Source organism: Flavobacterium xizangense (assembly GCF_054075145.1).
The window spans coordinates 1-237 of the sequence record NZ_JBSIPG010000319.1; the positions used below are offsets into that span (position 1 = coordinate 1).

At 44.3% G+C, this 237-nt stretch carries 1 protein-coding gene; it reads right to left on the bottom strand.

Annotated features, from left to right (window positions below; all coding sequences use genetic code 11):
* A partial coding sequence (locus ACWA1B_RS23600; protein ID WP_456911130.1) for a TonB-dependent receptor plug domain-containing protein occupies positions 1–228 on the bottom strand: 228 nt, incomplete at its 3' end.
* Positions 229–237: the final 9 nt, after the last annotated feature.

Here is a 237-nt window from a genome sequence, read left to right on the forward strand (position 1 = left end):
GGCACCGCGAACACCATAAATAGCAGCAGACGAAGCGTCTTTTAAAACCTGCATCGATTCTATTTCTCCTGGAGCAAAGTCGTATGGAGAATCGACCATGATCCCGTCAATAACAAACAACGGATTATTGTTACTAAATGAAGTTATCCCTCTAATTTTTACATTGACAAAACCTCCCGGTTCTCCCGAAGACTGTACCGTAACGCCTGGCACTTGTCCTTGAAGCATTTTGGCAGC